Annotated in this window: 20 protein-coding genes; 3 read left to right on the top strand and 17 right to left on the bottom strand. The window is 44.8% G+C overall.

Annotated features, from left to right (window positions below):
• The first annotated feature begins 108 nt into the window (after positions 1–108).
• Positions 109–1,335 carry a multifunctional CCA addition/repair protein gene (locus tag HUO09_RS13790; RefSeq protein WP_188234351.1) on the top strand — a complete coding sequence of 409 codons (1,227 nt, stop codon included), beginning with the start codon at positions 109–111 and terminating at the stop codon, positions 1,333–1,335.
• A 541-nt stretch (positions 1,336–1,876) separates the two neighbouring features.
• On the opposite strand, the gene eno is transcribed toward HUO09_RS13790, so the two are convergent.
• The 5 genes from eno to rlmD all read right to left on the bottom strand — a co-directional run bounded on the left by eno (position 1,877) and on the right by rlmD (position 9,646).
• Positions 1,877–3,178, bottom strand: coding sequence for a phosphopyruvate hydratase (eno, locus tag HUO09_RS13785; protein ID WP_167410430.1), 1,302 nt, complete (start codon positions 3,176–3,178; stop codon positions 1,877–1,879).
• An 80-nt stretch (positions 3,179–3,258) separates the two neighbouring features.
• Positions 3,259–4,899: a CTP synthase gene (locus HUO09_RS13780; RefSeq protein ID WP_167410431.1), complete on the bottom strand. Its 1,641-nt coding sequence runs from the start codon at positions 4,897–4,899 to the stop codon at positions 3,259–3,261.
• Positions 4,900–5,103: 204 nt separating this feature from the next.
• The gene (gene mazG, locus HUO09_RS13775; protein ID WP_167410432.1) at positions 5,104–5,907 is read right to left on the bottom strand and encodes a nucleoside triphosphate pyrophosphohydrolase; all 804 of its coding nucleotides are present in this window, start codon (positions 5,905–5,907) and stop codon (positions 5,104–5,106) included.
• Between the two features lie 104 nt (positions 5,908–6,011).
• On the bottom strand, positions 6,012–8,234 hold the full coding sequence (relA, locus tag HUO09_RS13770) for a GTP diphosphokinase (RefSeq protein ID WP_188234350.1): 2,223 nt from the start codon (positions 8,232–8,234) through the stop codon (positions 6,012–6,014).
• 77 nt (positions 8,235–8,311) lie between these two features.
• Positions 8,312–9,646, bottom strand: coding sequence for a 23S rRNA (uracil(1939)-C(5))-methyltransferase RlmD (gene rlmD / locus HUO09_RS13765; protein ID WP_188234349.1), 1,335 nt, complete (start codon positions 9,644–9,646; stop codon positions 8,312–8,314).
• A 162-nt stretch (positions 9,647–9,808) separates the two neighbouring features.
• Between rlmD and barA the strand changes: the two genes are divergently transcribed.
• The gene (barA, locus tag HUO09_RS13760; protein ID WP_188234348.1) at positions 9,809–12,595 is read left to right on the top strand and encodes a two-component sensor histidine kinase BarA; all 2,787 of its coding nucleotides are present in this window, start codon (positions 9,809–9,811) and stop codon (positions 12,593–12,595) included.
• Positions 12,596–12,677: 82 nt separating this feature from the next.
• Here the strand turns inward: barA and acpS are convergent, their stop codons facing one another.
• From acpS to rpoE, 11 genes are all read right to left on the bottom strand, one after another.
• Positions 12,678–13,055 (bottom strand): holo-ACP synthase, encoded by a 378-nt coding sequence (gene acpS / locus HUO09_RS13755; protein ID WP_188234347.1) that lies wholly within the window; start codon positions 13,053–13,055, stop codon positions 12,678–12,680.
• Positions 13,056–13,060: 5 nt separating this feature from the next.
• On the bottom strand, positions 13,061–13,792 hold the full coding sequence (gene pdxJ, locus HUO09_RS13750; protein WP_188234346.1) for a pyridoxine 5'-phosphate synthase: 732 nt from the start codon (positions 13,790–13,792) through the stop codon (positions 13,061–13,063).
• A gap of 17 nt (positions 13,793–13,809) precedes the next feature.
• Positions 13,810–14,541 (bottom strand): DNA repair protein RecO, encoded by a 732-nt coding sequence (gene recO / locus HUO09_RS13745; protein WP_167410438.1) that lies wholly within the window; start codon positions 14,539–14,541, stop codon positions 13,810–13,812.
• An 89-nt stretch (positions 14,542–14,630) separates the two neighbouring features.
• Positions 14,631–15,608, bottom strand: coding sequence for a GTPase Era (gene era, locus HUO09_RS13740; RefSeq protein WP_188234345.1), 978 nt, complete (start codon positions 15,606–15,608; stop codon positions 14,631–14,633).
• Positions 15,601–16,278: a ribonuclease III gene (gene rnc, locus HUO09_RS13735; RefSeq protein WP_167410440.1), complete on the bottom strand. Its 678-nt coding sequence runs from the start codon at positions 16,276–16,278 to the stop codon at positions 15,601–15,603. The genes era and rnc overlap by 8 nt, the downstream gene beginning before the upstream one ends.
• 37 nt (positions 16,279–16,315) lie before the next feature.
• Positions 16,316–17,215, bottom strand: a complete 900-nt coding sequence (lepB, locus tag HUO09_RS13730; protein WP_167410441.1) for a signal peptidase I — start codon at positions 17,213–17,215, stop codon at positions 16,316–16,318.
• 94 nt (positions 17,216–17,309) lie between these two features.
• A complete protein-coding gene (gene lepA / locus HUO09_RS13725; protein ID WP_188234344.1) occupies positions 17,310–19,103 on the bottom strand; it encodes a translation elongation factor 4 in 1,794 nt (597 codons plus the stop codon).
• Positions 19,104–19,217: 114 nt separating this feature from the next.
• Positions 19,218–19,688: a SoxR reducing system RseC family protein gene (locus HUO09_RS13720; RefSeq protein WP_167410443.1), complete on the bottom strand. Its 471-nt coding sequence runs from the start codon at positions 19,686–19,688 to the stop codon at positions 19,218–19,220.
• Positions 19,685–20,650 (bottom strand): sigma-E factor regulatory protein RseB, encoded by a 966-nt coding sequence (gene rseB / locus HUO09_RS13715; protein WP_188234343.1) that lies wholly within the window; start codon positions 20,648–20,650, stop codon positions 19,685–19,687. Before rseB ends, HUO09_RS13720 begins: the two co-directional genes overlap by 4 nt.
• Entirely contained in the window at positions 20,647–21,264 is a 618-nt protein-coding gene (locus HUO09_RS13710; RefSeq protein WP_188234342.1) for a sigma-E factor negative regulatory protein, read from the bottom strand. Before HUO09_RS13710 ends, rseB begins: the two co-directional genes overlap by 4 nt.
• Positions 21,265–21,312: 48 nt before the next feature.
• A complete protein-coding gene (gene rpoE / locus HUO09_RS13705; RefSeq protein ID WP_102940929.1) occupies positions 21,313–21,885 on the bottom strand; it encodes an RNA polymerase sigma factor RpoE in 573 nt (190 codons plus the stop codon).
• 425 nt (positions 21,886–22,310) lie between these two features.
• On the opposite strand from rpoE, the gene nadB reads away from it, so the two are divergent.
• Positions 22,311–23,927, top strand: a complete 1,617-nt coding sequence (gene nadB, locus HUO09_RS13700; RefSeq protein WP_167410446.1) for an L-aspartate oxidase — start codon at positions 22,311–22,313, stop codon at positions 23,925–23,927.
• Between the two features lie 409 nt (positions 23,928–24,336).
• On the opposite strand, the gene HUO09_RS13695 is transcribed toward nadB, so the two are convergent.
• Positions 24,337–24,597: a succinate dehydrogenase assembly factor 2 gene (locus tag HUO09_RS13695; RefSeq protein WP_167410447.1), complete on the bottom strand. Its 261-nt coding sequence runs from the start codon at positions 24,595–24,597 to the stop codon at positions 24,337–24,339.
• Positions 24,598–24,668 lie beyond the last annotated feature (71 nt).

Below are 24,668 nucleotides of genomic sequence, written 5' to 3'. Positions count from 1 at the left end.
GTTGATGAAGCTTTGAATCCTGCATCTTGAGGTGACTTGAGTATATAGGCAAAGTATCATTGCCATTGATGATTATCCAATGACATTAATGATTTTTGAGGCAGTTTAGTGCAAGTTTACCTAGTTGGCGGCGCCGTTCGCGACAAACTACTCGACATCCCTGTTTACGATAAGGACTGGGTTGTGGTGGGAAGTAGCCCTGATGAAATGCTAAGCCAAGGTTTTACCGCCGTTGGCAAAGACTTTCCTGTCTTCTTGCACCCTAAAACCAAGCAAGAATATGCGCTTGCCCGTACTGAGCGAAAATCCGGTGCTGGCTACACAGGCTTCGAATGTCACTTTGCACCAGATGTCACGTTGGAAGACGATTTGATCAGGCGCGATCTTACGATTAATGCGATGGCACAAGCTGAAGATGGCACACTTGTCGATCCTTATGGCGGTCAGCGTGATCTCAATGATCGCATTTTGCGCCATGTCTCCGACGCCTTCATTGAAGATCCTCTTCGTGTTCTACGCTTAGCCCGCTTCGCTGCAAAGCTGACCCATCTTGGTTTTACGGTTGCAGAAGAGACCATGGCTTTGATGAGACAAATTGCTGATAGCGGCGAGCTTGAGCACTTGACCGCAGAACGTGTATGGCAGGAGTGGTATAAGTCCCTTTCAACTCAAAACCCTGAAGTATTTCTGTCTGTACTGAGAGATTGTGGCGCTTTAAGAGTCGTACTTCCTGAACTCGATCGTCTGTTTGGTGTTCCTCAACCGGAAAAGTGGCATCCAGAAATTGATACCGGTATTCACACTCTTATGGTGGCGAAACAAGCGGCTCAGCTTTCTTCATCTTTGACAGTACGATTTGCCTCTCAAGTGCATGATTTAGGTAAAGGTGTCACACCTGAGTCTGAATGGCCAAGTCATAAAATGCATTGTCATACAGGCATTAAAATCATCAAGAAGCTGTGTGAACGAGTACGAGTACCCAACGAGTTTAAAGAGTTGGCGCTACTGGTTTGTGAGCAGCACTCAAACATCCACAGAGCAGCAGAGCTGAAAGCCAGTACCAAACTCAAAATTCTCAATAAACTTGACGTGTGGCGAAAGCCAGAGCGTTTAGAAGAGGTGCTACTCTGCTGTCAGGCAGATCACTCAGGTCGTTTAGGTTGTGAAGAGAACCCTTACCCGCAAAAAGCACTATTTGAGGCTGCGTATCAAGCCGCACTGAGTATCGGAGTGAAGGATATTATTGCCGATGGCTTTCAGGGCAAAGCGATTCGCGATGAACTAGAGAAAAGACGGATTGAGACGATTTCGTCTTTGATTATCGGGAAGGAATAGGAATACTTCCGCAAACCGTTCAAGACATCCATGTGCACTTAAACAAGGGCATCCATGCCCTTGTATGTTTGCTCCAGCATACCTATTCCCCCTTCAGCAAAATAATTCAGAACAGATAGTTTCTGAAAATGTATAAGGAAGGTCAGTGAGTATCGATAAACAAACCTTATTTGCCATGGATGGCAAATTGGAGCTTCATGGATGAATTAATGTGTGTTTGTGTTCGATACTTACTGACCTTATCACCCGAGCCCCAAACAAAAAACGCCCCACCGAAGTGGAGCGTTTCTAAAAGCTTAACTTTACTCAATTAAGAATTAAGCTTGGCCTTTAACTTATTTAAGACCGCTTCTTGTAAAAAGAAAGGGGAGCACGACCAGCTAGTGCTTCTTCGATACGGATAAGTTGGTTGCTTTCTTTTAGGTATAGCAGCAACACGGTCAGAACGGCTCATCGCTCTTCATCACCCGTATTAAAACAAAAACCCCCGCCGAAGCGAGGGTTTCAAAGTTTATAAAATCAATATTAACTCAATTAAGAATTAAGCTTGACCTTTAACTTCTTTAAGACCGTTGAAAGGAGCACGACCAGCTAGTGCTTCTTCGATACGGATAAGTTGGTTGTACTTAGCAACACGGTCAGAACGGCTCATAGAACCAGTTTTGATTTGACCTGCAGCTGTACCTACCGCTAGGTCAGCGATAGTTGCATCTTCAGTTTCGCCAGAACGGTGAGAGATTACTGCTGTGTAACCTGCGTCTTTAGCCATCTTGATTGCAGCTAGAGTCTCAGTTAGAGAACCGATTTGGTTGAACTTGATAAGGATAGAGTTAGCAACGCCTTTCTCGATACCTTGAGCAAGAATCTTAGTGTTAGTTACGAATAGATCGTCACCAACAAGTTGGATCTTGTCGCCTAGAAGTTTAGTTTGGTGTGCGAAACCATCCCAATCAGACTCGTCTAGACCATCTTCGATAGAAACGATAGGGAATTTTTCAACTAGACCAGCTAGGTAGTGGTTGAACTCTTCAGAAGAGAAAGTTTTACCTTCGCCTTTCATGTTGTAGATGCCAGCGTCTTTGTCGTAGAACTCAGATGCTGCACAGTCCATAGCTAGAGTAACGTCTTTACCTAGAACGTAACCAGCTGCTGCAACTGCTTCTGCGATAACTTCTAGCGCTTCAGCGTTAGATTTTAGGTTAGGAGCGAAACCACCTTCGTCACCAACAGCAGTGTTGTAACCTTTAGACTTAAGAACTTTAGCTAGGTTGTGGAATACTTCCGCACCCATACGTACAGCTTCTTTAAGAGTTGCAGCGCCAACTGGTTGAATCATGAATTCTTGGATATCAACGTTGTTATCTGCGTGCTCACCACCGTTGATGATGTTCATCATTGGTAGAGGCATAGAGAATTGACCTGCAGTGCCGTTTAGCTCAGCGATGTGCTCGTATAGAGGCATGCCTTTAGCAGCAGCTGCTGCTTTAGCGTTTGCTAGAGAAACAGCTAGGATTGCGTTAGCACCGAAGTTAGATTTGTTTTCAGTACCGTCTAGGTCGATCATCACTTGGTCAATAGCAGCTTGGTCTTTAGCATCTTTACCAACTAGAGCGTCAGCGATTGGACCGTTTACAGCAGCGATTGCTTTAAGAACACCTTTACCTAGGAAACGTGATTTGTCGCCATCGCGTAGCTCAAGAGCTTCACGAGAACCAGTAGATGCGCCAGATGGAGCAGCTGCCATACCAACGAAACCGCCTTCTAGGTGTACTTCAGCTTCTACAGTTGGGTTACCACGTGAGTCGATGATTTCACGACCTAGAACTTTAACGATCTTAGACATTAATGTTTCCTCTCGTTGAATTTAAATGTCAAAACTATAAAGGACAGCTGCACAACTTAAAGCAACTGTCCATATCCTTGTTACTTCTCAGATTCACCGCGTTGGAACTCACCCGCTGCTTTCACGAAACCAGCAAATAATGGGTGACCATCACGAGGGGTTGATGTGAATTCTGGATGGAACTGCGCTGCTACAAACCATGGGTGAGCAGGGTTCTCAATCACTTCAACCAATTTCTTGTCAGCAGATAAGCCTGAAACTTTTAGGCCAGCTTTCTCAATCTGCGGACGAAGATTGTTGTTTACTTCATAACGGTGACGGTGACGTTCATGGATCGTCGCGCTACCGTATAGTTGGTAAGCTTTAGTACCTTTCTCTAGGTGGCATAGCTGAGAACCTAGACGCATTGTACCGCCAAGATCAGAAGTCTCAGTACGCTCTTCAACGTTACCTTCACTATCTACCCATTCAGTAATCAAACCTACCACAGGGTACTTAGTGTTTTTGTTAAATTCTGTTGAATGTGCACCTTCCATACCAGCAACGTTACGAGCAAACTCGATAAGCGCTACTTGCATACCTAGACAGATACCTAGGTAAGGAACCTTGTTTTCACGTGCGTATTGGGCAGCCATAATCTTGCCTTCAATACCACGGTCACCAAAGCCACCCGGAACTAAGATTGCATCAAGACCGTGCAGAACTTCGAAACCACGAGTTTCTACGTCTTGAGAATCTACATATTTAATCGTTACATTCAAACGATTTTTTAGGCCAGCATGTTTCAGTGCTTCGTTTACCGATTTGTAAGCGTCTGGTAGTTCAATGTACTTACCAACCATACCGATAACAACGTCACCAGTTGGATTCGCTTCTTCGTAAATCACTTGTTCCCATTCTGATAGATCAGCTTCAGGAGCATTGATACCGAAACGAGCACAAACCAAATCATCCAAGCCTTGAGATTTGATCAATTGAGGGATCTTGTAGATTGAATCTACGTCCTTCATTGAAATTACTGCTTTCTCAGAAACGTTACAGAAAAGAGCAATCTTCTTACGTTCGTTGGCTGGGATCATACGGTCGCTACGACATACTAGAATGTCTGGCTGAATACCGATAGAAAGCAGTTCTTTTACAGAGTGTTGAGTTGGCTTAGTTTTCACTTCACCTGCCGCAGCAAGGTAAGGAACGAGAGTCAAATGCATGAACATTGCGTGTTCACGGCCGACTTCGATTGCCAACTGACGAATCGCTTCCATGAATGGTAGAGATTCGATATCACCAACAGTGCCACCAACCTCAACGATAGCCACATCGTGACCTTCGGAGCCCGCGATTACACGGTCTTTGATAGCGTTAGTGATGTGCGGGATAACCTGAATAGTTGCACCTAGGTAATCGCCACGACGCTCTTTACGTAATACGTCAGCATAAACACGACCAGCAGTAAAGTTATTGCGCTTGGTCATCTTAGTACGAATGAAACGTTCGTAGTGACCAAGGTCAAGGTCTGTTTCAGCGCCATCTTCCGTGACAAACACTTCACCGTGTTGAGTAGGGCTCATTGTGCCTGGATCAACGTTGATGTAAGGGTCAAGCTTCATCATAGTCACTTTAAGACCACGAGCTTCTAAAATAGCCGCAAGCGATGCTGCTGCAATACCTTTACCTAGTGAGGATACAACCCCGCCAGTAACAAAAATATAATTTGTCGTCATGTTTAACCTGAAATTGGTTGAATGAGGGAAATGGATTTCTTCTGGACGGGACGAAACTATACCAGAACCCAATTACCGCCACAACGTGAAATCTATCACACTCAGTTTTTAATTTTTTGCTTCAAATCAAATAGCCTTATCGCAGAATGCAAACAAAGTAATTTAATTGAGTTAATTTTGTCTCAAAAGGTCGTATTCAGACCTTTATTCAAGACCTTTTTCCCTTCTTTTCACTCGCTCCCACATGCCATCTAGCTCTTGCAATGAAAAGTCCGTCAAGGTTTTATCCTGCTCTCTCACTTGAGTTTCAACACCTTGAAAGCGCCTTACAAATTTACGATTAGCTTTGGCTAGAGCGACTTCAGGATCTTTTTTCAGGTGACGGACTAAATTCACCGTGGCAAACAGCAAATCACCCAGTTCCTCTTCAACTCTCGCCTCATCAACATCAATATTAATGGCTTCGGCAACCACTTCTTCAATTTCTTCATGCACTTTGTCTACAACTGGACCTAAAGTCTCCCAGTCGAAACCGTATTTTGCGCATTTTTTTTGAATCTTATTCGCTCTCGATAACGCTGGCAGCGATTGTGGTATAGAGTCTAGAATACTTTGCTCGCTTTTGCCTACTTGAGCTTTTTCGAGGGATTTTTCCTTTTCCCAATTGGCATTCAGTTCCGCTTCATCAGCAAATTTTGCATCCGAAAAAACATGAGGATGGCGGCGAGTCAGCTTTTCATTCACCGTCTCAACCACATCGCGAAAGTCGAACAAACCTTTTTCCTGAGCCATCTGACTATAGAAAATCACCTGAAACAGTAAGTCACCGAGCTCTTCTTTTAAATTGAGCCAATCTTGATTGTGAATGGCATCCACCACTTCATAGGTTTCTTCAATGGTGTATGGAACAACGCTTTCAAAAGTCTGCTTCTTATCCCAAGGACACCCTGTTTCCGGGTCACGCAATTTCGCCATAATGTCGACTAACTGCTCGATTGGATGACTCATATCTGTTTCCTTAAAAATATCCACCAGCAAGCGGTGATTAGGGATAGAAAAGAAAAAGGTAAGTGGCGAACCACTTACCTTCAATTTCAATCTGTTATATAGAATTAACCAAGACGTTTAACAAGCATGACGTCTTTAACTTGTTCTACTCGCTTAGACACGCGAGCCAGAATTTCGATGTTGTTGACCTCTAGTTCGAAATCCATGGTCACAATTTGGCGTTTGTAGTCACTACGACTCTTCATGGTAAGCACTTTTACCTTCTCGTTTGCCAGCAGACTAGTGATGTCTTTTAACAAGCCTACACGCTCCATCGCTTCCACTCGTAAGGTCAGGATGTAAGAACCCATAAATCCAGCGCCCCAAACGGTATCAATGATACGTTCAGGTGCGTGGTGACTCAGTTCTTCTAACTGTTCACAATCGCTTCTGTGTACCGAAATCCCCCGACCTTGAGTGATATAACCTTTGATTTCATCACCCGGAATCGGCTGACAACAACGCGCAAGGTGCGTCATCAGGTTATCGACGCCTTCAACCACTACCGCATCTTTTTGCGGACGATGAGGAGCTGACGATTTCGACTCGTCTCCCTTGAGTTTTTCAAGAACGAGTTTGTCTTCTTCTTCCGCGGTCGGCTTATTCACTAGCGCATTGATGTGGTTGACGATTTGGTTAATACGTAAGTCGCCACTACCAACACCAACATAGAGTTCATCAGCACTGTTGACGTTAAATCGTTTCAAGGCGTACTGCTCTGCGTCCTTCAGCGTCGCCCCAATTTTCGCTAATTCTGTTTCTAGAATTTCACGTCCGGCTTCGAGATTCTTCTCACGGCTCTGTTTACGGAACCAAGCATTGATCTTCGCGCGAGCTCGTCCAGAGTGAACAAAGCCCGTTGCTGGGTTTAGCCAGTCACGAGACGGGTTTGGTTCTTTCGACGTGATGATTTCAACTTGATCACCCATATGGAGTTTATGGGTGAATGGCACAATACGCCCACCGACTTTGGCGCCGATACAACGATGCCCCACTTCAGAGTGAATGTGGTATGCGAAATCCAGTGGCGTTGCGCCCATTGGCAGGTCTACAACATCACCACGCGGCGTAAAGGCATACACACGGTCATCAAACACTTGGCTGCGAAGTTCATCCAACATCTCGCCTGAGTCAGACATCTCTTCTTGCCAATCAATCAGTTTACGTAGCCAAGTGATTTTCTCGTCGTAACCGCTACGACCGCTGCTTGCACCTTCTTTGTATTTCCAGTGCGCAGCAACCCCAAGTTCCGACTCTTCATGCATCTGCTTAGTTCGGATCTGAATTTCAATGGTTTTGCCTTCAGGGCCAAGAATCACAGTATGAATCGACTGATAACCGTTCGGTTTCGGGTTCGCAACATAGTCATCGAATTCGCTAGGAAGATGCTTAAACTGAGTATGTACAACACCTAACGCAGCATAGCAGTCTTGCAGTTTATCAGCGATGATACGCACGGCGCGCACATCAAACAGTTCATCAAATGCCAGATTCTTCTTCTGCATTTTGCGCCAGATACTGTAAATGTGCTTCGGACGCCCGCTCACTTCGGCATTGATGTTCGACGCCTTCATTTCCGCGCTTAAGTTATCAACGAAATCACGGATGTACTGTTCACGAACAATACGACGCTCAGAAAGCTGTTTCGCAATCTGTTTGTAAGTGTCTGGCTGTTGGTAGCGGAATGCGTAGTCTTCGATTTCCCACTTAAGCTGACCGATACCTAAACGGTTCGCCAGTGGAGCATAGATGTTGGCACACTCTTTTGCCGCCGAGCGACGAACCTCATCCGGTTGATCTTTCACTTCACGAAGATTACAGATTCGTTCCGCAAGTTTGATGACCACGCAACGGAAGTCGTCCACCATCGCCAGCAGCATGCGACGTACGTTATCGACTTGTGCTGACGCTTCACTACCCTGCATGGTGATATTTAACTGACCAATCGCTGCCATCTCTTCGACGCCAGCAATTAATTTAATGATCTCTTTACCGTAATGTTCTTCAACTTCTTCGCGATCCACTAAGCCACTGGTCGCAATTGGGAACAATAACGCTGCCACCAGCGTTGGACGGTCCATCGATAAAGTGATCAAAATTTCGATCATTTCGCGACCGCGCCATAATAATAGTGGGCCTTTGGCGTTACCCACTAAGAAGTGCTCACATTGGTGATAAACCTCTGTAAGCTTTGCCGCTGTTTTTGGGTCTTGCCGTAAACTAGAAATCCACTTTTCTAGCTCAAACTGTTCGTCTGGGTTTAAGTGTGCGCTACGTACCGCGACCATCTTTTTATCCTAATTCTTATAATTTGCGAGCTATTCTACTCTGGTTCGACAACGGAAGTCCGTTACCTAACCAAGTTTTACACTTTTGCTTTTTTACTTTTTACAAATAGAGCCATTGATTCTAAATGGCTGGTATGTGGGAACATATCTAACATACCGAGTTTTTTGAGCTGGTAACCCTGCTCAAGTAAGCTTTGGCTATCACGAGCAAGCGTAGCAGGATTACACGAAACATACACAACTCGCTCAGCGCCTAAACTGGCAAGTTGGTCAACAATACCCACCGCGCCTGCACGAGCAGGATCAAGCACAACCTTGTTGAACTGCTGTTGTGCCCAGGTTTCCCCTGCGAACTCTTGTTCAAGGTTTGCTTGATAAAATTCAACATTCGTAATCTCGTTGTGCAGAGCATTGCTTTTCGCAATCTCTACCATTTCATCCACACCTTCAATACCGACAACTTTATCGGCTAACTTTGCTAACGGCAGGCTGAAGTTACCTAAGCCGCAGAACAAATCTAACACACGATCGTCTTTTTGAACGTCCAACCACTCAAGAGCCTGCCCAACCATTTCTTGGTTAACTTGCTGGTTTACCTGAATAAAATTGCTTGGCAGAAACGGAATGGTAACACCTACTTCTTGATAGTAAGCCTGTTCACCAAGCACTTTATCTAGCTGATTAGCATTTGGCATAACATAAAGCGTTAACAGATGCTGCTGCGCGAATTCTTTTAGCGCGGAAAGATCTTTATCCGCTAAAGGCGATAAATGACGCAGCACCAATACCGACGTATTGTCACCTTTCACCAGTTCGACGTGACCAAGCTGTTCAGGCTTTTTAAAACCGCTAAGCAGCGCTTTCAGTTCAGGTAGTAACGCATTTAAGCTGGGCTCTAATACTGCGCAATCCGTGACGGTGACAATGTCTTTACTCTGCTTACGGCGAAAACCGAACTGCAGTTGTTGGTTTTTCTTATCCCACATCATGCTGATACGAGCACGGCGGCGATAGCCTTTATCTGCCCCTGAAACCGGAGCGGAAAGCGCAAGTTCTTGCCCTGCGAATTTAGTCATCAACTGACTCAGGGTTTGCTGCTTATGTTCAATCTGAGCGTCACGCGACAGATGCTGCAAATCACAACCGCCGCACTGAGCATAATGAGGGCAGAAAGGCACAGTGCGCTGCTGACTTGGCTTGAGCACTTTAATCAGCTTTGCGCGTGCAAACTTACTTTTACTTTCCGTCAGCTGAATCAGTACCTCTTCATCCGCTAATGCGCCATCGATAAAGACGGGTTTCTTATCCAGATAGGCAATACCTGCGCCTAAATGATCGAGCTTCTGAACGCTCACTGCTTGATGTTTAGTCTCTAAAGCGCTGCGCTTTTTCGGTTGGAAGAAACGTGCCATGTTCTGTGCCTAATGTATTAGTTTTTGCCCCAGCGTCACTATTCTGCTTGGGGAGCATTGTCGAAGCTAAGGTTCTTGAATTAAGCTAACCATAATTTGAGTAGTTGGCTAGCTGCATAGTTGGCTATTTTCCCATATCCACACCATGATGTTTAGACAATAATGACCAGATACGGCTTACGCGCACGTGTAATTACACTTACTTTGGCTCCAACCTTGATTATCGGGTTACTTTTGAGTGCGTTATTCTCATTCAACCGATATCACGATTTAGAGACACAAGTGCTCAACTCGGGTGCAAGTATTATCGAACCTTTGGCAATTGCCAGTGAGGAAGCGTTAAAAAACCAAAGCCGTGAATCGGTAAGACGCATCATCAGCTACGCACATCGTAAAAATTCGACCATAGTGCGCAGTATTGCGGTGTTTGATGCCAACCACGAGCTCTTCGTAACGTCGAACTTCCATCCGAACTTCGAATCTTTGATGTATCCGAAAGATAAGCCGATTCCGGTACTCAGCAGCTCTCAGCTCGATGAAAATACGCTTATTCTGCGCACCCCTATTCTGGCTGAAACTCTGTTCAGTGACAGCGCGGCAAAAACATCGTCAGCTCCGGTTTTAGGTTACATCGCTATTGAGCTCGACCTCTCTTCACTGCGTTTACAACAGTATCAGGAAATTTTCTCAGCCTGTTTGGTATTGATTTTTGGTTTGGTGCTGTCTGCCGTGTTTGCATTCCGCTTGATGCACGATGTTACCCGCCCAATTATTCATATGAAAAACGTGGTTGACCGCATCCGTCGCGGGCATTTAGATGTGCGTATTGAAGGTCGCATGCATGGTGAATTAGATGACCTGAAAAAAGGTATCAACGCCATGGCTGTCTCACTGTCTGAATACCATGTAGAAATGCAGCACAGTATCGACCAAGCAACGTCTGACCTACGTGAAACACTTGAACAGCTCGAAATTCAGAACGTTGAATTAGACATTGCGAAAAAACGAGCGCAGGAAGCCGCGCGTGTGAAATCTGAATTCTTAGCCAATATGTCACACGAATTACGTACTCCACTTAACGGTGTAATCGGCTTTACGCGCCAAATGCTGAAAACTCAGCTGACCAACAGCCAAGCAGATTATCTACAAACCATCGAAAAATCAGCCAATAACCTACTGACCATCATCAACGATATTCTCGATTTTTCGAAACTGGAAGCAGGCAAACTTGCGCTGGAGAATATCCCGTTTGAATTCCAAGACTCGCTGGAAGAAGTGGTCAACTTACAAGCGGCAAGTGCACACGAAAAAGGGCTGGAAATCACCCTCAAAGTGGATCCTAAAATTCCCGCTGGCTTGGTGGGCGACCCACTGCGTATTCAGCAAGTACTCACTAACTTGGTCGGCAACTCAATTAAGTTCACCGAACGTGGCAACATTGATATTAGTGTCGAATTGCGTTCTCAACGCGATGACTTCGTTGAACTTCAATTTATGGTGCGTGATACCGGTATCGGTATTTCAGAACGTCAACAAGCACAGCTTTTCCAAGCTTTCAGCCAAGCCGATGCAAGTATTTCTCGCCGATATGGCGGCACTGGTTTGGGTCTGGTTATTACCCAGAAACTGGTCAGCCAAATGGGCGGCGAAATCAGTTTAACCAGCCGCCTGCACCAAGGTTCAACCTTCTGGTTTAACTTGCGTCTGATGACCACCGATTTGCCAATGCATGACTGGCTGGATCCACAAGCACTGCGTAACAAACAGATACTACTTATTGAGCCAAACATGCAGGCGGCTTCTATCGTGCAGCATACCTTAGTTCAGGCTGGATTAAATGTGGTTTACCGCTCTGCGATTCCGACCGCTTCCGAACATTACGATTTTGTTCTGCTCAACCTTGCGCCAAGCAAAGAAACGGATCAATCACTGGTGGAACAGTGGGTAGAGAAAGCATTGTCTATGGCGGCAAATGTGGTTGTCGGTACACCAAGTACGGAATTGGCACTGGCAGATTTGTTAATGCAAAGATTCCCAGTGCAATGTATTACTAAGCCACTGTCACGTAAGAAACTGCTACAGACATTGATCGCCAATCAAGCGACAAAGATTGAAAAAGCCGTTGAACTCATTCCTCATATCGAACAATTACCTCTCGCAGTTATGGCGGTTGACGATAACCCAGCCAACCTAAAACTGATCACAGCTCTGCTTCAAGAACGAGTGAAAACGGTAGTGTCATGCAGTAGTGGTGAAGAGGCCATTGAACGAGCGAAAGAGTGCCACTTCGATATCATCTTAATGGATATTCAGATGCCGAAGATGGATGGTGTCACTGCTTGTAACGAAATCAAGAAGCTCAAACTCAACACCCACACGCCTGTCATAGCCGTCACCGCACATGCGATGGTTGGTGAACGAGAAAGGTTACTTAAAGCGGGTATGGATGATTACCTCACCAAGCCGATAGAAGAGCATATCTTGCAGCAAGTTCTGCTTCATTGGAGTCCGAAGACCGAAACGGATATAGCCATTACGCTTGAACATCAAGAACCTATTGAGCTGGAAGAAATTCAAGTTGAAGAACCCGCACCAGCCAATGGAATGATTGCTATAGACTGGTCGCTGGCATTAAGACAGGCGGCAAACAAGGAAGATTTGGCTAAAGACATGCTCAAGATGCTGCTTGCCTCTTTCAAAGAGATCAATCAGGTGATTGAGATGGCTCTCAACGACGATGAATACCCTGCGACAGATTTGTTGCACCATATTCATAAACTTCACGGTAGCTGTTCATACAGCGGCGTACCACGCTTGAAGAAAGTATGTGAGACTCTAGAGCATACCCTGCGTTCAGGAGCCCGCGTACAAGATGTCGAACCAGAGCTGTTTGAACTTCAGGATGAAATGGAAAAAGTGGTAGCAAGCGCTGACCCATATTTGGTTTAAACCATATGGCTGCGTTATCTAACGTGTAAAAAAAGAGGTGCTTTAAGCACCTCTTTTTTTGAATTTGAAATTCTCATTCGAATTAAGATTCGAGAATCACCGTTGCTACTGCATAGTGACGTTCATCTGAAATCGTAATATGAACGGAGCGCACCGCGGAAGCTTGCGCAATTTGCTGCGCTTTTCCAGATAACGTAAGAACCGGTTTACCATTCTCATCATTGCTGATTTCAAAATCTTGAAAGCTGACACCATGAGCGATGCCTGTTCCTAGTGCTTTTGAAGCGGCTTCTTTAGCCGCAAAACGTTTAGCTAAATAGCGCCCTTTCTGCTTTAAGTGAGTAAACACTTCGAGCTCACTCTCAGTCAGAATACGCTGCGCAAAAGCCTCACCACTGCGATTGAGCGCCTTTTCTATGCGCTCAATCTCCGCGATGTCTGTTCCCAATCCAACAATCATACGAATTAGCGACGCGCGTCCAGCATGATTGCTTTCATGTCTGCAACCGCTTTTGGCAGACCATCAAACAGTGCACGACCGATAATTGAGTGACCGATATTCAACTCATAAATCTCTGGGATTTCAGCAATCGCAGCAACGTTGTGGTAAGTCAGACCATGGCCAGCGTTTACTGTAATGCCTTGGTCAGACGCGTAGCTTGCTGCCGCAGCAATCTTTTTCAGCTCGTCTTGCTGATCCGCTTCGGTTTTCGCATCAGCGTAATGACCAGTGTGAAGCTCGATAAACGGAGCACCACATTTCTTGGCTGCATCGATCTGCTCACGGTCAGCATCAATAAACAGAGACACTTTAATGCCTGCTTCTGTCAGTTTTTGCGTTGCCGCTTTTACTTTCTCAAACTGACCAATCACATCCAAGCCACCTTCAGTGGTTAACTCTTCACGTTTTTCAGGAACAAGACAAACAAATTCAGGCGCTGTTTCTAAAGCAATTTCAACCATCTCGTCTGTTACCGCCATTTCCAAGTTCATACGAGTCTGGATGGTTTCTTTCAGAATGCGTACATCACGATCTTTGATGTGACGACGGTCTTCGCGCAGGTGAACCGTAATACCATCAGCCCCAGCGCGCTCAGCGATTTCCGCTGCGTGAACAGGATCTGGGTATTGAGTACCACGTGCATTACGCACTGTCGCGATATGGTCAATATTAACGCCTAAATAAATTGAGCTCATTTTCCTACACTCCGTGCTCAAGAGAGAGTCCCTCTTGAATTTAATTTTGGGGGAGCTGCTTGCCTAAACAACTCTCTGCTTTTTAAAGGTTTGCCGCCAAGATACGGCTTTAAAGCGATACGTGTAAAGCGTTTTGCCGCTTGAAGTTGCTCTTTTGTGCTAAAGCGCCGTTCACTGATCGCAATTAATTCGTTACCAAGAAAGGTGAGGTTATCGCGCCTAACCGATGCAATAAAACCTTTCTGCTCTCGATATCGATAAGTCATATTAGGGTCAACTGGCTCTCCGGTTCCCGCACAATGCATAAAGTCTACGCCATAGCCCATGGCTGACAGCAAAGCCAACTCAAAACGGCGTAAAGCAGGTTCTGGGTTGTCACTCTGTGCTAGCTCGGTCAGTGCAGTAAGGTAGTCATGAAATAAGCCCGGCGAAGGAACTTCAGGCATCAAAACCCGGCCAATAAGCTCATTCACATACATAGCCGAATAGAGAGATATTCCGTTTAAAGGTAATCCAAGACTGATAGCCTCTGCCTGACGCAAGGTTTTCATTGAGCCATTACCCGACCACTTCAACAGCAGTGGCGTGAAAGCCTGCAACGCGCCTTTGGTTGTTGAACGCTTACTTCTCGCCCCTTTTGCCATGATACTTAAACGACCATATTCTTCGCTGAATACGTCCAGAATTAAGCTCGTTTCGCTATATGGGCGGCGGTGTAATACAAAGCAGCGCTGTAAACCGTCAGACATAGTGTGGGAATCCGTAAGCGGGAAATACCAAGGACAAATAGTAAACTGGCCCCAATCATGGAGCCAGAATATAATCTTTTACAGTGAAATTATAGATCGTCGATATAGCCTAATGAACGAAGAGCGCGTTCATCATCAGCCCAACCCGATTTCACCTTGACCCAAGTTTCTAAATAAACTTTGCGGCCAAACAGTTCTTCCATATCCAAACGAGCTTCGCGACCAATAGTTTTGATCTTTTCGCCGTTCTTACCAATCACCATTTTCTTCTGACCAATACGTTCAACCAGAATCAAGGCATTAATATGGAAACCGTCGGTTTCAGGGTTGTAGTCGAAACGTTCAATTTCAACCGTTACCGAATAAGGCAATTCTTCACCAGTAAAACGCATCAGCTTTTCACGGATAATTTCTGAAGCCATAAAGCGTTGCGAACGGTCTGTCACATACTCTTCTGGGAAGTGGTGAACTGCTTTTGGTAAGTGGTCGCGAACGTGCTTACGCAACACTTCAACGTTTTTGCCTAATTTGGCAGAAATTGGCACCACATCAACAAACTTCATGCGCTCAGACATTGCCTGCATGTGCAACATCACTTCGTTGCGATCTTTCACGTTGTCGACTTTGTTTACACAAAGTATGACAGGGAAGTTCGCTTTCTGAAGCTTAGTCAGAACCATTTCATCGTCTTCAGTCCAATGTGTGCCGTCAACGAGAAACAGAACTAAGTTAACATCACTCAGAGAGCTGTTTGCCGCACGGTTCATCAAACGGTTGATTGCACGTTTTTCTTCAATGTGTAGCCCCGGTGTATCAACATAAATTGCTTGATAGTCACCTTGCGTATCGACACCCATAATACGGTGACGAGTGGTTTGTGGCTTACGCGAAGTAATTGAGATCTTCTGACCTAGGATATTGTTTAGCAGCGTAGATTTACCCACATTTGGGCGACCTACGATAGCAACAAAACCACAGTGCTGGTTCTCTGGCAAAGAAGCCTCTTTTTGAACTTCTTCGCCTTCTGATGCAAAGAATGCATCAATATCAAATTCTTTATCAGCCATTGCTTAATTGCTCTAGTGCAGTCTCAGCAGCCGCTTGTTCTGCCTTGCGGCGGCTGGTACCTTTACCAATCACAGGCATTCCAATACCTGCTACATCACACGATACAGTGAATTCCTGATTGTGTGCTTCACCTTTAATATTAGTCACTGTGTAAACAGGTAGAGGCTTTCTTCTGCCTTGCAGAAATTCTTGCAGGCGAGTTTTAGGATCTTTCTGCGACACACCTGGCTTAATTGCATCTAGGCGAGTTTGATACCAGCTTAAAATGATGCTGCGAACCGCTTCAGTGCCACTGTCTAAATAGATAGCGCCAATGATTGCTTCAACCGCATCCGCTAGGATTGAATCACGACGGAAACCACCGCTTTTCAACTCGCCTGGACCTAATTTTAAGTAATCTCCTAGTTCGAATTCACGACCTAGTTCAGCCAGTGTGTGACCACGAACTAACGTAGCACGCATACGACTCATATCGCCCTCGTTGATCTTAGGGAAGCGATGATACAAGTCGTCAGCAATGACAAAACTTAAAATTGAATCGCCCAGAAATTCAAGACGTTCATTATGTTTACCATTGGCACTGCGGTGAGTCAGTGCCAAATCAAGAAGCTCAGGATCGTTAAATTGATAACTGAGCTTTTTTTCTAATCTACTTACTGGAGAAGTCATACTCTCTCGATGTGTTGCGGGGCTGAACGATTCAGCCCTAGTTAATGCCACCGATGCGGCTTAAGCGCACACCAGTTGGAATCCAAGCAGGGATGACACTGTTAGGATCTCGGTCGAACTCAAAGCTCACCCAGATAGCAACAGCTCTACCTACTAAATTGGCTTCTGGAACAAAGCCCCAAAAACGGCTGTCAGCACTATTGTCACGGTTATCACCCATCACAAAATAATGCCCTTGTGGAACAACCCACTCATTGACACCACTACGAGGTTCATAGCGACGAACATCATCAATACGTAGCGGGTTGATCAAAATATTGTGTTTCACTTCGCCTAGCTGCTCGTCAAGTTTCATCATTGGAATGCCGTTCTGCTTGAACTCACTTTCCTGCACGTTTGACAACTTGATAGGTTTACAGGTTGCTTCGCCAGCACTTTGCACACAGACTTGTTTATCTCGGCTATAACGCACGATATCACCCGGCATACCCACTACACGCTTAATATAGTCAATACTTGGGTTTTTCGGGAATTTGAACACCACAATGTCACCGCGCTCAGGCTTGCCCGTTTCCACTAACTGTGTACGCCATACTGGGTCTTTCAAACCATATGCGTATTTTTCAACAAGAATAAAATCACCCACCAGCAGTGTTGGCATCATAGAGCCAGACGGGATCTGGAACGGTTCAAATACGAATGAACGCAGTACTAACACGAATGCGATCACAGGAAAAATTGAAACGGAATTCTCAATCCACCACGGCTGTGGAGCAACTTTGGTCGTCAAACTGGCATCAATGCTATCGGGTTCGGTTTTTAACTGACGAGCCACGTTTTCATGGCGCTTCTTCGCCCAAACCCATTTTTCCAACGCCCACACAATTCCGGTAACCAAGGTTACAAGAACTAAGATGAGTGAGAATGTATTAGCCATTGACTTCCCTTATCTAAAAAATACGAAAGTGAAAGAGCCGAGACTCTTTCACTTGCGAGTTAATACGTAAAACCTTGCAGACAAGACAAAACGATTAGTCTTTACCTACGTGAAGAATTGCAAGGAACGCTTCTTGTGGAAGCTCAACGTTACCGATTTGCTTCATACGTTTCTTACCTTCTTTCTGTTTCTTCAATAGTTTCTTCTTACGACTCACGTCACCGCCGTAACACTTAGCGATTACGTTCTTACGTAGCTGTTTCACTGTTGAACGAGCGATGATGTGGTTACCAATAGCAGCCTGAATCGCAATATCAAACATTTGGCGAGGAATGAACTCTTTCATTTTCTCAACCAACTGACGGCCACGAGTCTGAGCGTTGTCATGGTGAGTAATGATGGCCAATGCATCCACTTTGTCACCATTCAACAGAACATCTACACGAACCATCTTCGATGCTTCGAAACGTTGGAAACTGTAATCTAGAGACGCATAGCCACGAGACGTTGATTTCAAACGGTCAAAGAAGTCCAGTACCACTTCGGCCATTGGAATATCGTAAGTCAGTGCAACTTGGTTACCGTGGTAAACCATGTCAACTTGCAAACCGCGTTTTTCAATACATAAGGTAATAACGTTACCTAAGTATTCCGACGGTACTAAGATATTACAACGCGCGATTGGTTCACGAATTTCTTCAATATCGTTGATCGCTGGCAACTTCGCTGGGCTATCAACGTACATGATTTGTTTGTTGGTCATTTCCACTTCATACACTACCGTCGGTGCGGTGGTGATCAAGTCGAGATCATATTCACGCTCAAGACGCTCTTGAATGATCTCCATGTGTAGCATACCTAAGAAGCCACAACGGAAACCAAAACCTAGTGCTGCTGATGTTTCTGGCTCATAGAACAGAGACGCATCGTTCAGGCTTAGTTTACCTAGCGCATCACGGAAGTTTTCATAGTCATCTGATGATACAGGGAAAAGACCCGCATAAACCTGAGGCTTCACTTTCTTAAAGCCCGGTAGCGGCTTCTCGCTGCCGTTTTTCGCCCAAGTCAGCGTATCACCCACAGGTGCGCCTAGGATGTCTTTAATACCACAAACTACCCAACCTACTTCGCCTGTGTTTAGTTCGGTCGTATCTATCTGTTTCGGAGTAAAGATACCAAGACGGTCAATGTTCCAAACCTGACCAGTGCTCATTACTTTGATCTTATCATTCTTCTTCAGGCTACCGTGTTTAATGCGAACCAGAGAAACAACACCTAAGTAGTTATCAAACCATGAGTCAATAATCAGAGCTTGCAGTGGTGCATCCGGATCACCTTCTGGCGCTGGAATTTTTGCAACGATTTCTTCAAGAACAAGGTCAACACCAAGACCGGTTTTCGCTGAACAGCGTACCGCTTCGATTGCATCGATACCGACAATATCTTCAATTTCTTCTGCTACACGTTCAGGTTCTGCTGCTGGCAGGTCAATCTTGTTTAAGATTGGCACTACTTCCAGATCCATTTCGATAGCCGTATAACAGTTAGCTAGGGTTTGTGCTTCTACACCCTGGCCAGCATCAACAACAAGTAATGCACCTTCACACGCGGCTAGAGAGCGAGATACTTCATAGGAGAAGTCAACGTGTCCAGGTGTGTCGATGAAGTTAAGTTGGTAGGTTTCGCCATCATTTGCTTTGTAATCGAGTGTCACACTCTGTGCTTTGATGGTGATACCACGCTCACGTTCTAGATCCATTGAATCAAGAACTTGCTCTGCCATTTCACGATGACTTAATCCACCACATACTTGGATTAAACGGTCAGACAAAGTCGATTTACCATGGTCAATGTGGGCGATAATCGAAAAGTTACGAATGTGCTTCATAGGTTTGGGATGACTAAACTCTTTGCAAATTAGGACATATGAAGGGCTAATTAAAGCGCCCTTTCATTCAAGTTGGGCGATTCTACCCAATTTCCTTTGGGATCGCATCATAATTTAGGCAATAGGCTCTCCAAGGACCCTTAGAAGAACCACTTCTTGCTCTGTACGCTTTTCCAGCGAGCCAGACCAAATTTTAGCTAGGCGTATACCCAGCCCGATGAAGAGCAGTGAAGTTAAAATGACAATCCCTTCTCCCATACCAAACATGGGAGCAAGCCAGCTATCAGCAAGCCAAGCGCCAAGGATCATCATTAACAGAGGAACTAAATAAACCAATGCAGCTGACTGCAATAAGCTTTTTTCTGGAAAACCGATTTCAACGACCTGACCTTGAGATACGCTCTTATCCGTATCTAACTGCCAGCGTAATGACTTGCCACCAATTGCTTTGGACACAATGCCTGTACCACAGCTTTTCGCCGACGAGCAGCTGCTGCAACTGGTTTTCTGCTCACAGCTCAACTCAACATGAAAACCCTGTTCTTTTGTTTGTACAGCCATCACAGTGGCAAGCGCAGTCATCATTGTGCAGTAGCCTTGGTGTTATCAAATACAATCGATTGAGCGATACGTTTAGCCGTTTCTGGTGGAATGTCACCCACTACCGAAACCTCACGGTCACCCTTAATAAACGTTTGTAAAGTCCGGCGCCCCTGTCTTATGAGTTGCCCTTGCAGTGAATGTTCATCACGGGAAGAAACATAGACAGAAAAACTGAACAAACCGTCTGAAAACATCTGATTTTCAACCACTCGCTCGGTATTCATCATTCGATAGCGATTGAGGTTTACAGATTTAAAACCATCAGGCTTCCAACCGACTGACCAGAACGTCTCACTCACTTTACTTTTAGGTAATGATAGCACTTCCGGTAATTGAACATCATCAAAACCTGCCATCAACTCTGCCAGTTTGTCACTGACCGAGTAAGAGATCGATCGATACTGCTCTAATACTTCACCGTATCGATCAACGAGATCCGCCCGTAATGGTAAATGTGTTTTTTCATCTACCCAAAGCATGTAGGAATATCTTAAACCGTCTTTAGGGACAATGCGCACAACTTGACAGGGCGTCCCCGCTTCGCGAGCTCGTCCCATTTTCACGAAATCATAGAACTGGCTGAGCTCTGTAACATCGCTATTGAGCATAGGGATGGTAGGCGCAACCATATTACCTGATTCGATGGTAAAAGGTTCGACTCCGGGTTCAATGTAGCTCACTTCATTGTCACGCTGAAAAACTTCACGCATAGGCCCGCTTAAATAAACGAGATGAGCGTATTCTTTCTGTTCATGACGAGCATGACGATACAGCAAAGGTTCAATACTGTTTTTCTTAATCAGGATATAAGACAGTTCATAATTGAGATGTTGACTGGCTTCGTTCATTTGATGCAATAAAGCCTCTGCAGATTCGTCCTCTGCAAAGGCTGTAGTAGAGCTCAAACTGAACAGCGCCAACACACTGATCAGAAATTTTTTCATTCAGTTACCGGTTCGATTGAGTCTTGGTGTTGTCCCAAGCCCTCGCTATTTAGTCTCAGTTGCAGTTCGTAATCCTGAAGCATGGCGTTAACACGACGACGCTGCTCCTGAGCATTTGATTCTATACTTGGTCTTACTGACTCACGAGTCAGACTCACAGGTTCTACACTGCCAGATAAAGGAACTGTTTGCAGCACAGGAAAAGGTTGATCCGCAGCTGAAGAACCACTTGCACCATATTGTTGAACACCGATGATAGCAATTAAAGAGACACACGCAGCAACAGCTACCTGACCAAATGGAGATAACCATTTTGGTAGTTGTAGACGTGCTTTGTGCGGTGCAGGCTGCTCCTCCACCACTCTCATACTATCTAAATCGGTAACATTGGCAGTATAAGGGGTATGTGCAGGTTCATTTTCCAACGCTAATGCCACACTTTCAGCGATATTCCATTCCGGTCTCTCGGGTGCATCGCCACGCATTACATCACCTATCAGGTGGTAATTTTTCCACGTTTCGATACTTTCACGATCAGTTGCTAATTCTTGAATTAGCAACTTGTCGACCATCTCTCCATCCATGAGAGCTGAAAGTTGTTGTTTGTCCGCCATTATTTTCACCATTATTTTCCAATTACTGGGTTCTTACTGGTTCCAACGCTACAAAAGAGATTTGATTCTCTTTTCTACCGCCTCACGAGCACGGAATATACGAGAACGTACCGTACCAACAGGGCAATCCATAATCTCTGCAATGTCTTCATAACTTAAGCCTTCCAGCTCGCGTAAAGTCATTGCCGTTTTTAAATCCTCAGGCAACGCGTCTATCGCACTAAACACTGCCTGCTTCAATTCTTTCGACAGCGTAATGTTCTCAGGGTTCGATATTTCTTTTAACGCATTGTTAGTTTCGTAAAATTCAGCTTCTTCAGCATCAACATCCGTGGCAGGAGGCCTACGCCCTTGTGCTACGATGTGATTTTTCGCGGTATTGACAGCAATACGATATAGCCAAGTGTAAAACGCACTTTCACCTCTAAAAGTTGGGATAGCGCGATAAGCTTTGATAAATGCTTCTTGTGCTACATCAGCAACATCTCCTGAATTGCTCACGTACCTAGAAATAAGATTGCAGACTTTATTTTGATATTTCAAAACTAAAAGATTAAATGCTTGCTTATCTCCATTCTGAACTCGCTCAATCAATACTTGATCGGTTAGCTGCTCGTTCATTCGAGCGGTTACTCCTATTGTTATCTCCCTTACCTTCTCAGATATGGGCTTTAATTATCCAGAATGTAGTATTGACACCACTGTTTACATGAGCACTATTGTGACTCAGTAAAAAAGATAAAGTTCAATTATGTGTTAATTTAATTGCCAAACATAATGCACAATGTGATGTAATCGAGGTTTGTAACCCCTAAACGATTTTGCGGATACAAATCTATAAAAACAATAGCTTTTAAAAACTATTATTTTAAAAACACAATTTAAATGCGGGACTCACGTAGCTCGGTTTCCTAATTGCTTGATTCATTTTATAGTTTTGTCATTGGTATGACGCTCTTTTTCAATCAGGCTCATCAAATCAGCAAGTGAAATAATTCAATATAGAGTAGTACGATTCTACTATAGTTCGGGAATTTAAAAGTTTTATGAACGAAAACCGAGAGCATCAATGTGATGTATTAGTGATAGGTAGTGGTGCAGCAGGCTTGTCGTTAGCTTTGCGTATCGCAAAACATTGCAAAGTCATCGTACTGAGTAAAGGACCTCGAAGCGAAGGTGCGACTTTCTACGCTCAAGGTGGCATTGCCGCTGTATTTGATGAATCTGACAGCATTGATTCTCATGTTCAGGATACGCTCATCGCTGGCGATGGTATCTGTGAAGAAAAAACCGTTCGCTTTATCGCGGAACATGCAAAAGAGTGTGTACAGTGGCTGATTGACGGCGGTGTACCGTTTGACAGAGAAGAAGACTGTGATGATGACGATGATAACCCTCGTTATCACTTAACCCGTGAAGGTGGCCATAGCCATCGTCGAATCCTTCATGCTGCTGATGCTACCGGTATGGCAATGCAAACTTCATTGCAGGATAACGCTCATAAACATCCGAACATCTCTATTTTTGAACGCTACAACGCTTTAGATCTGATTACCGAAGATAAAGTCGGCGGTGATAAAAATAAAGTGATTGGTGCTTATGTATGGAACCGCAATGAAGAGCACGTTGAAAGCGTTCGCGCTAAATACGTAGTTCTTGCAACGGGTGGCTCTTCGAAAGTTTATCAATATACATCAAACCCCGATGTTTCTTCCGGCGATGGTATTGCTATCGCTTGGCGTGCAGGCTGTCGCGTGGCGAACTTGGAATTTAACCAGTTCCACCCAACTTGTTTGTATCACCCTGAAGCTCGCAACTTCCTACTAACAGAAGCGCTTCGTGGTGAAGGAGCTTACCTGCGACGTCCTGATGGTTCACGCTTTATGCTCGATTTCGATAAGCGCGCAGAGCTGGCACCACGTGATGTTGTTGCTCGAGCTATTGATTTTGAAATGAAACGCTTGGGTGCGGACTGTATGTATCTCGACATCAGCCATAAGCCTTCTGATTTTATTGAAAAGCACTTCCCAACTATCTATCGCCGTTTGATGGATTTGGGTATTGATATCACCAAAGAGCCGATTCCAATTGTCCCGGCTGCACACTACACCTGTGGTGGCGTCATAGTTAATCAACAAGGTCAAACCGATCTCAAGCACCTCTATGCTATCGGTGAAGTAAGTTATACCGGACTGCATGGTGCAAACCGCATGGCTTCTAACTCACTGCTGGAATGCGTGGTTTATGCTTGGTCAGCAGCGAAAGATATTGTTAAGAACATTAAGAATATCGATATGCCGCCGTCTGTTCCTGTTTGGGATGAGAGCCAAGTCACCAGCTCTGATGAGGAAGTCGTGATCCAACATAACTGGCACGAACTGCGCCTGTTCATGTGGGATTACATGGGTATTGTACGCACAGATAAACGTTTAGAGCGAGCACTACGCCGTATCCAGTTGCTACAACAAGAAACACAGGAATATTACAGTAACTTCCGCGTTTCCAATAACTTACTGGAGCTGCGTAACCTTCTACAGGTAGCCGAATTAATGGTGCGCTGTGCAATGCAACGTAAAGAAAGCCGTGGCTTGCATTACACTTTGGATTACCCAGAGCAGTTAGAAAACAGTGGACCTACCATTCTCTCGCCAAAAGAATGCTGATTCTTTAAGCAAGAATAATCTGCCTAACATTAGAAATAGGAGCTTAAGCTCCTATTTTCTTTTCAGTCTCACCAATAACTGACGATATGTCTCTTCTTGGCAACTGTCTCTCCATAACAACCAGTGTTTTCCTCTGGTGTGAAAAGATAAGAAAGCAAATGATTGAAGATCACTAACAGACTCGAAAGACTGCTTGTGATTATTCATTATAAAATAACCATCAAAACCAATCTCAACAGAACCGTGTAAAGAATCCGGCAGAAAATCACTCAATGGACGAGGTATGAAAACAGATAGTAGCCACACTGATGCGGCTAGAGGAATGGGGGAAACAATGACTGCCCATATCAACACCATGAAAAAAATGGCAGCGAATACTTGGGCAGTATAGGAGTAGCAGAGTTCTAGCTTAACGGACTTTGCTGAGGTTATGAGCGACAATTTGATCCACGATTGCTGCATGGCCTAAATTTTCAGAACGCCCATGTCCCATAATCCAAGTAAACAAATCTGGGTCATCACATTCCAACAAAGACACAAAATCCTTCTGCTCGGATTCACTTAAGGCATCAAAGCACTCTTCAAAAAATGGCATTATAACGACGTCCAGTTCCAACATACCACGACGACATGCCCATTTAATTCGAGCTTTTTCTTCAGCGTTATACATCTACCTTTCTCACTTTATAGTTATTAGGGCTAACAAACGGTAATTTTGCTAAGTCTACCAACAGACAGAAA

This window comes from Vibrio sp. Y2-5 (assembly GCF_014596725.1).
Lineage (GTDB): Bacteria > Pseudomonadota > Gammaproteobacteria > Enterobacterales > Vibrionaceae > Vibrio.
This window is presented reverse-complemented; position numbering and strand designations above follow the sequence as displayed.

Coding starts and splice junctions, on each gene's coding strand:
- HUO09_RS13720 (WP_167410443.1), bottom strand. CDS start 19,688: ATGATGACTGCGCTTGCCACTGTGATGGCTGTACAAACAAAAGAACAG.
- acpS (WP_188234347.1), bottom strand. CDS start 13,055: ATGATTGTTGGATTGGGAACAGACATCGCGGAGATTGAGCGCATAGAA.
- HUO09_RS13695 (WP_167410447.1), bottom strand. CDS start 24,597: ATGTATAACGCTGAAGAAAAAGCTCGAATTAAATGGGCATGTCGTCGT.
- lepA (WP_188234344.1), bottom strand. CDS start 19,103: ATGAAGCACATTCGTAACTTTTCGATTATCGCCCACATTGACCATGGT.
- era (WP_188234345.1), bottom strand. CDS start 15,608: ATGGCTGATAAAGAATTTGATATTGATGCATTCTTTGCATCAGAAGGC.
- lepB (WP_167410441.1), bottom strand. CDS start 17,215: ATGGCTAATACATTCTCACTCATCTTAGTTCTTGTAACCTTGGTTACC.
- eno (WP_167410430.1), bottom strand. CDS start 3,178: ATGTCTAAGATCGTTAAAGTTCTAGGTCGTGAAATCATCGACTCACGT.
- rpoE (WP_102940929.1), bottom strand. CDS start 21,885: ATGAACGAGCAGCTAACCGATCAAGTATTGATTGAGCGAGTTCAGAAT.
- pdxJ (WP_188234346.1), bottom strand. CDS start 13,792: ATGAGCTCAATTTATTTAGGCGTTAATATTGACCATATCGCGACAGTG.
- rnc (WP_167410440.1), bottom strand. CDS start 16,278: ATGACTTCTCCAGTAAGTAGATTAGAAAAAAAGCTCAGTTATCAATTT.
- rlmD (WP_188234349.1), bottom strand. CDS start 9,646: ATGGCACGTTTCTTCCAACCGAAAAAGCGCAGCGCTTTAGAGACTAAA.
- rseB (WP_188234343.1), bottom strand. CDS start 20,650: ATGAAAAAATTTCTGATCAGTGTGTTGGCGCTGTTCAGTTTGAGCTCT.
- nadB (WP_167410446.1), top strand. CDS start 22,311: ATGAACGAAAACCGAGAGCATCAATGTGATGTATTAGTGATAGGTAGT.
- HUO09_RS13710 (WP_188234342.1), bottom strand. CDS start 21,264: ATGGCGGACAAACAACAACTTTCAGCTCTCATGGATGGAGAGATGGTC.
- mazG (WP_167410432.1), bottom strand. CDS start 5,907: ATGAGTCATCCAATCGAGCAGTTAGTCGACATTATGGCGAAATTGCGT.
- recO (WP_167410438.1), bottom strand. CDS start 14,541: ATGTCTGACGGTTTACAGCGCTGCTTTGTATTACACCGCCGCCCATAT.
- HUO09_RS13780 (WP_167410431.1), bottom strand. CDS start 4,899: ATGACGACAAATTATATTTTTGTTACTGGCGGGGTTGTATCCTCACTA.
- barA (WP_188234348.1), top strand. CDS start 9,809: ATGACCAGATACGGCTTACGCGCACGTGTAATTACACTTACTTTGGCT.
- relA (WP_188234350.1), bottom strand. CDS start 8,234: ATGGTCGCGGTACGTAGCGCACACTTAAACCCAGACGAACAGTTTGAG.